This window comes from Halalkalibacter oceani, from assembly GCF_023715605.1.
Classification (GTDB): Bacteria; Bacillota; Bacilli; order Bacillales; family Bacillaceae_D; genus Halalkalibacter; species Halalkalibacter oceani.
This window is the reverse complement of record NZ_JAMBOL010000009.1, coordinates 143,085-150,709: the sequence shown is the minus strand read 5'-3', so window position 1 is coordinate 150,709 and position 7,625 is coordinate 143,085. Positions and strand designations below refer to the sequence as shown.

Genomic DNA, 7,625 nt, shown 5'->3' with positions numbered 1-7,625 from the left:
CCACTATACCAAAGAATGAGGTGTTTTTTGTATTTATGAAGCATAATGTCAAGGCTCCTATTGAAATAGGGAGAACCCAAACAAAATCAACAACCTCATCTAATTATTTAGGTGCGAAGTTTGAGTTATTTACAATAGATAAAGCAAGTGAATCTCCAAAATTAGAAGCCATTTTACGTGGACAAATAAATACAAAGGTCATTAAAGAGAATTATGAGGATGTTTTGCGATTAGCTCATTCTATAAGGGAAGGAACAGTTTCAGCATCCCTTATTATGGGGAAATTAGGTTCTTATTCAAGACAAAACAGCTTGGCTACAGCCTTACGTGAGATGGGCCGAATAGAAAAAACGATCTTTATTTTGAATTATATTTCGGATGAATCATTAAGAAGAAAAATACAAAAAGGATTGAATAAAGGAGAAGCCATGAATGGACTGGCAAGAGCTATTTTCTTCGGAAAACAAGGCGAGCTTAGGGAACGAACCATACAGCATCAATTGCAAAGGGCCAGTGCCTTAAACATAATTATCAATGCCATCAGTATCTGGAATACTTTACATCTAACAAAGGCAGTTGAATATCAAAAACGGTCAGGTAGTTTTAATGAAGAATTATTGCACCATATGTCACCTCTAGGTTGGGAACATATTAATTTACTTGGAGAATACCATTTTAATTCGGAGAAAATGGTCTCGTTAGATTCTTTAAGACCATTGAAACTTTCTTAACGTTGTTAAAACTGGGGGAATCGTCTTGAAAATGGGCTTAGCGTTGTAAATCCGCATTTTCCTGACGCTACCCCTGGAAGGGGAGATCTTATAAAAAATTGGTCAGGCCATCAAACAGCTTGACAAATCGGCCAAATTATCGGAATATTTAGTAGAGGAGTGAGAGAATGTTTTTTAAACCAATTGAAAAAAAGGAAAAGCTTTATGTAAAAATTGCAGATCAGATTAATAAAGCGATTCAAGAAGGTAATTTCAAAATCGGCGATAAATTGCCGGCGGAAAGAGAGATCTCGGCTCAATTGGGGGTAAGTCGGGCATCGGTTCGTGAGGCGTTAGCCGTTTTGGAAATTATGAACATTATTGAAATCAGGGTAGGTGATGGCTCGTACATTAAAAACAAGGCTTCGAATTTTGATTTTGAAATCAAAAAGATGAAAAACAGCAGCGCATATGAGTTAATTGAAGCCCGGATTCATATTGAAACGTTAGTGACGAAACTGGCGATTGAACGGGCAACGGAACAGGATATTGCAGATATTGAGCATACCGTGGTTGAAATGAGAAGGCTGATAAACGATGAAGATCAGCTGGAGGAATTTTTTAAGTATGGGGCTATGTTTCATACAAAAATAGCGGAAGCGACGCATAATGAAATATTGACGCAGATCGCTACATCCTTGCTTGAACAAAGCAACCACCCGCTGTGGGGCCATCTTAATATGAAAGCAATATTGAATTACGAAGTAAGGCTTCATCAGCTTCAGGAGCATGAAGGAATTTTGGAGGCGATGAAGCAAAAGGATATGGAAAAGGCGGAGGAAATGATGGCCCATCATCTTGAGCACTTAACAAATTTAATTTTTGATTGAGTATAACCGTTCTTAAAGGGGGTGATTGATCATAGACAAGGGTGAAGAAAGTCGAGCGATGATGACAAGGAATGGAGGAAAACAATGTTAGATACAATAATTAAAAATGGAACAGTCATTAATGCTGATTCCACACAACAGGTAGACGTAGGCATCAAAGACGGAGAAATTGTTCAGCTTGGAAATGCCGCTTATTTTCCAGAGGCAAGAAAGACAATCGACGCCTCCGGGATGGAAGTGTATCCAGGGATGATCGACTCCCATGTCCATATTAATTTCAAGCTTGGTGAGTTTTCAACCTTGGATTCTTTTAAACAGGCTTCCCTGGCGGCTGCTTATGGAGGAACGACTTCCCTGATTGAATTTGCCATTCCGTATGAGGGCGAAACCCCGCTTGACGCCTTGCAACGACGATTGGAAGAAGCGCAGGGTGAATGCTATGTAGATTATTCCTTTCATGGCTGCTTCACAGAAGCGAACTTAGATCATCTTGAACAAGTGGAGCAGCTCATTCAAGCCGGGATCCCGAGCATTAAAATGTTCACTGTCTATGATAATCTCGTACGGGTGAATAAGGGTGCGATCTATGACATTTTGAAACTGATTGCCAAACATGACGGCTTAGCTCTTTTTCACGCAGAGAATAATGACATCATCAGCCGGGCGATCAACCAATTCGTAGCGAATCAACAGCTGACACCTATTTATCACGCGAAAAGCAGATCGACGATGGCAGAGGCTGAGGAAGTCGCAAGTCTGTTAGCTTTAATCGAAGATACGGAAGCTGCCAGCTTATTTGTCCATCTGAGTACAGGCAAAGTAAAAGAGCTTCTTCAGCACTATAAGCAAAAGAAGAATCTACCTGTTTTCACAGAGATGTGCACGCATTATCTCTCATTAGACGAAGAAGTTTACGAGAAAGAGAATGGGCAGCTCTATATTTGCAGTCCGCCGATCCGGGAGAAAGAAGAAACAGAACGCTTATGGGATATGATATCAGAAGATTTAGTTGATATGATCAACAGCGATCATTGCTGCTATAATATCGAACAAAAAAATAAATACGCCACTCATTTTCCAAGCGCGCCAAACGGGTTGCCGGGGATCGAAACGAGAGGGATCGTCTTCTATTCGGACGGCGTGCAAAGCGGACGGGTCTCACGGGAGAAATTCGCAGAGTTAACATCAACAAATATCGCAAAAGTAATGGGGATGTACCCTAAAAAAGGAAAAATAGGCATTGGGAGTGACGCAGATATAACCATTGTTGACCCCACATCAACACAGCTGCTCACGGCCCAACACCTACACATGCAAACTAATTATACACCATTTGAGGGAAAAAAAGTGAGAGGAAAAGTATCTCATACTTTAGTAAGAGGACATCATGTTATTTCCGGTGGCGAACTGAATCAGGACGATTGTTATGGAACTTTCATCAAGAGAACAAAGCCAATGACAGGAGGTAATCATGGAAAATAATGCTAAGGTTAATCAACAATCAAATGGTGCTGGACTAAGCTTGAGCAATAAAGATATTATGCCAACCAAATTATCAGACCGGACCGTGACGAGCATCGGCTTTTTTATGATTTGTGTCGGAATGTATGTGCAGCTCGTTTCGTTCATCGCAGGAGCGCAGCTTTACCCTTCGCTTTCTCCGGTAGCGATTATTTTGACAGCTGTTCTCGGTAATGTCATTGTCTGGGTTCTTCTTGTATTAACCGGGGATATCGGGCTAAAGCACGGTATTCCGTATGCTGTTTATATTCGAGCACCTTTCGGCTATCTCGGGGCTCATATTCCTGGCTTGATTCGCGCACTTCCAGCGATTTTCTGGTTCGGTTTTCAGACGTGGCTCGGCTCAATGGCGATCAATGAAATCATCATTGCGTTGACGGGCTATTCAAATTTAACACTGATTATTATCATTTTTGGTGCCTTTCAGATTTGGAATACAGCTTCAGGAATTAACGCGATTGAAAAATTTGACTGGGTGGCAACGCCTGTTTTATTCGTAACAGGGCTGTATATTTTATATTTCTTAATCAACAGATATGAAATTACAATGGCAGATTTCCTAAGCCCGGGCGACGGCGGAATCTCTTTTATTACCGGGATGGCGATTATGGCCGGGGCGCAAATTACAATGGCGGTCAGTATCGCTGATATGACACGCTTCATGAAAAGAAGCGAGAGTGACAGCTTTTTCGTATTAAACCGCGGCAGCATTCATTCACAGTTCTGGGGGTTAATTCTCCCGATGGGTCTTTTTGTCGCTATTGGGATGGTCAGCGGCATTGCGACGGGTGAATGGAATCCAATTACCGTTATGACGGAAGTGTTCCAGGATAATAAATTTTTGTTAATCTTTGTGTTAGGAGCGTTTGTCATTTTTGCTCAAATAGCTTCTAATACAGGTCAAAACCTGATGCCGCCTGGTTATGTATTTGTGAATCTTTTCCCAAATAAAATCAAGTTCAGTACGGCGGTCATCATTGCCGGGATTATCGGCTTGCTTATTCAGCCATGGCAATTTGCCGATTACACGTCAACAATCTTATTAATCATCTCTTGTCTGCTTGGACCTATTCTTGGGATTATGGTCAGTGACTATTATTTCATCAGAAAACGCAAACTGTCGATTGATGATTTATATGATGCTAATGGCCAGTACAAATACGCCAATAATTTCAATCCGGCTGCGTTTATCGTTTTCATTCCGGGAATTCTGTCCGGTATCTTCTTTCCGGATTATGCCTTTTTCATCGCGATGGTTGTAGGGGCGGCGGTCTACTATCTATTGATGAAGCATTGGATTCTAAAAAAATATCCGCAAAAAGAAGTTGAAATGTAACTGCAATAAACTTTGGTGAGTGAAGCATTGCCATGATGCCAAAGCGGGTTTTTAGGTTCTAAGTGAATGTCAGGACGGACGAAGGCTCCGTCTCCCATTTGCTTAGAACCTTTTTTAGGTTGACGGACATCCGAATGATCAGTATGATGGATATGTATTGCAAACAAATTTATATTTTGTTTGCAATAAAACAAACTTATAATGGATGTGTTTAATATGGAGCTGTCTGAACGGTTTTGGGAAGCATCGCTTGATGAATTAAAACAGGGCTTTGTTGAAGAGCAGCATTCGTACAGTTGTCTGCTATGCGGGGAAAAAATTGAAAAGGGTGTAATCTATTCCTATGAGAACGTATCATATGAGGCGGAGAGGTATATGAGAATTCATATTGAAAAAGCACACAGCTCTGTCTTTGACTACCTTTTAGGAATGGATAAGAAGCTGACGGGGGTAACCGATCACCAGAAAAAGCTGCTTCGCCTTTTTTATCAAGGGAAGAGTGACAAGGAAATTCAAGCGGAACTCGAGATCGGCAGTCCGTCGACAATCCGGCACCACCGTTTTGCTTTGAAGGAAAAAGAAAGACAGGCGAAAACATTTTTGGCGATGATGGAATTGCTGAAGGAAAAGGATCAGCACGCCCCGGCTTTTATCCCTGTACACAAAACGGCGACAATGGTCGATGACCGCTACAACATTACCGAGGAAGAGGAGAAAGCGGTCATTACCAAGTTTTTTCCGGGCGGAGTTGACAAGCCGCTAAAGAAATTTCCGCCAAAGGAAAAGCAGAGACTTATCGTCCTTAGAGAGATCGTCAAGCAGCTCGACCCAGATTTCGTTTATAACGAAAAGGAACTCAATCAAGTACTGAAGCCGATCTACGACGATTATGTGATGATTAGAAGATATTTAATCGAATATGGCTTTCTCGATCGAAAACCCGATGGCAGCGCCTATTGGTTAAGGACATAAAGGAGCCATTATAAGAAGCTGGTTTGAGTAGGGCTTGAAAAGAAATGACCGGCCCAGCCAAGAAAAGCCAGGCCACCACAATTTAATGAAACGTTTGTTTAACAACGCGGAGGCGACGTGTGGCTGATTTTTTTAGGTTAACGGAGTCTGATCGACGTTCAAGCCTCTTCAATGAGAACGAGATTCCGTTAATCGGCAAAATGTAACCAATGATAACGGGAATGTGGATCCTTCTTCTTCAGGTGAGTTAGTGATTCGTTCGTTTCAGCATTAGGTCACTACATTACTTCCTTAAAAATTGTGCTAAAATAAAACATAATCATTCCCTGAAGCGATGAGTCGGATTGGGGCGGGCGGGTTTTCCTGTCCGTCGTCAGTCTTAGAGGAGGGCAAGTAATGGAGCAGCAGTTACATGAGTTTGCGTTTAGGACAGCTGAACCAGATTCCTGTGGGTACTGGGCAGAGCCGGTAACGTTTGTTGTTTATCGTCAGCAGTCGGTTCAGGAATGGGCGCGGCTGATCCGGAAAGCGGTTCATCCTCTTATCGTGATTGATGAGCAGAACGAGGTGTGGGGGACAATTGAAGCGAATACGATGCTGCGGCTGCTGACAGAGGTTGAGTCGCTGGAAAGTGTGCTTCCGCTGGAGGCGTTGGAAGAGGTGGCGTTTGTCGAGAGCAGTTCCTCGATCCATGACATTCGTTTTAACGATTTACCGCTCGTGCTTGTTAAGCATGAAAGCGGACTGGCGGGGGCGATTACAAAGGAACGGTGGCGACAAGCGAATGAGCATTTTCTTCGGGCGGATCATCAGCAGAAGGCAATTTTGGAAACGATTCTTGAAAGCGCTTACGAAGGAGTTGTCATTGTAGACAAACAAGGGAAAATTGTCAGTATGAACAAAGCTTATTTAAGCTTTCTTGGGAAAAAGACCGAGCAGGAAGTGATTGGAAAATTTGTTGGTGATGTGATTGATAATACCGAGCTTCATCATGTCGTGAAGTCCGGTATGCCGCAAAGAGGCAAGGTTCAGATTATTCAAGGCCAGAAAATGGTTGTCCACCGCATCCCGATTTGGCAGAGACAGGACATTATTGGTGCGATTGGCATGCTGATCTTTGAGGGAGTATCGGAGCTCTATCAGATTTTGCAGCAGGCGGGCCCGGCCATGGCTGAGCAGGGCAAAGCGGGAGAACCTTCGACCGACAGCTTCTACTCCTTTGAACAGATGATCGGAAAAAGCAGGGCATTGCAGACATGCAAAAGCTTTGCGCGGAAAGCAGCGCGGACAAAGGCGACCGTTTTAATAACAGGGGAGAGCGGAACAGGGAAGGAGTTATTTGCGCGTTCGATCCACCATCTCAGTTCTCAGAATGAGGGACCGTTTGTTGCGGTCAATTGCGCGGCCGTTCCTGAATCATTGCTGGAAGCAGAGCTGTTCGGCTACGAGGAAGGAGCTTTTACCGGAGCGAAGCGCGGCGGGGCCAGCGGAAAGTTTGAGCAGGCGTCCGGGGGGACGTTGTTTTTAGATGAAGTTGCTGACATGTCGCCGGCGATGCAGGCAAAGCTCCTCAGAGTGCTGGAGACGAAAGAGCTTACGAGAGTCGGGGGCAGCGGTTCGATGCGCGTAGATGTTCGGCTGATTGCCGCAACGAATACGCGTCTGGAAGGGTTAGTAGAGTCGGGGGCATTCCGTCAGGATCTCTACTACCGTTTGAATGTGATTCCGCTTCAGCTGCCGCCGCTGCGGGAGAGAATGGAAGACATTCCCCTCCTGCTTAGTCATTACATGGAGAGGTGTGCCGCCGACAATCAAATGAAGAAAAAGCAGTTCGGGGAAGAGGCTTTGCGTCTGCTGCTCTCTTACGATTGGCCAGGAAATGTCCGTGAACTGGTGAATACGGTTGATTATGTCATGACAATGACTGATGGGGCCGAGGTCGGCCAGGCCGATCTCCCGCACATTTTTCAAAATCCGGCCACCCCCGCCGCCTCATTAAAGGAAGCGGCAGACGCCGGCGAAAAACATAAAATTAGAGAGGTGCTACTAGAGGTTGGGGGAAACAAGACGGAAGCGGCAAAGCGTCTAGGTATTCACCGCGCTACGTTATACCGCAAGTTAAAAGAATTTCAGTTAGATTGAGACCCGCCTGTAGAGAAGGAACAAGAGAGGCGGGAAAGCGAGTCTTTTTCTCTT

5 protein-coding genes and 1 pseudogene are annotated in these 7,625 nt (G+C 44.0%); all 6 read left to right on the top strand.

All coding sequences use genetic code 11. The features are described from left to right. Nucleotides 1-731: transposase (locus M3202_RS11950; RefSeq protein WP_251223554.1), on the top strand; the 731-nt coding region annotated here is incomplete at its 5' end. A gap of 167 nt (nt 732-898) precedes the next feature. Further along, a complete protein-coding gene (locus M3202_RS11945; RefSeq protein ID WP_251223553.1) occupies nt 899-1,600 on the top strand; it encodes a FadR/GntR family transcriptional regulator in 702 nt (233 codons plus the stop codon). An 81-nt stretch (nt 1,601-1,681) separates the two neighbouring features. Next, a pseudogene (hydA, locus tag M3202_RS11940) lies at nt 1,682-3,082 on the top strand (dihydropyrimidinase); the annotation flags it as partial. Beyond that, a complete protein-coding gene (locus tag M3202_RS11935) occupies nt 3,072-4,457 on the top strand; it encodes a cytosine permease (protein WP_251223551.1) in 1,386 nt (461 codons plus the stop codon). The pseudogene hydA and the gene M3202_RS11935, both read left to right, overlap by 11 nt. 216 nt (nt 4,458-4,673) lie before the next feature. After that, nucleotides 4,674-5,429, top strand: a complete 756-nt coding sequence (locus tag M3202_RS11930; RefSeq protein WP_251223550.1) for a DUF2087 domain-containing protein — start codon at nt 4,674-4,676, stop codon at nt 5,427-5,429. A gap of 396 nt (nt 5,430-5,825) precedes the next feature. After that, a complete protein-coding gene (locus tag M3202_RS11925) occupies nt 5,826-7,571 on the top strand; it encodes a sigma-54 interaction domain-containing protein (protein WP_251223549.1) in 1,746 nt (581 codons plus the stop codon). The last annotated feature ends 54 nt before the right edge of the window (nt 7,572-7,625 follow it).

Excerpts from the sequence above, each read along its gene's own strand:
- M3202_RS11925 (WP_251223549.1), top strand. The coding sequence starts at position 5,826 with ATGGAGCAGCAGTTACATGAGTTTGCGTTTAGGACAGCTGAACCAGAT.
- M3202_RS11930 (WP_251223550.1), top strand. The coding sequence starts at position 4,674 with ATGGAGCTGTCTGAACGGTTTTGGGAAGCATCGCTTGATGAATTAAAA.
- M3202_RS11935 (WP_251223551.1), top strand. The coding sequence starts at position 3,072 with ATGGAAAATAATGCTAAGGTTAATCAACAATCAAATGGTGCTGGACTA.
- M3202_RS11945 (WP_251223553.1), top strand. The coding sequence starts at position 899 with ATGTTTTTTAAACCAATTGAAAAAAAGGAAAAGCTTTATGTAAAAATT.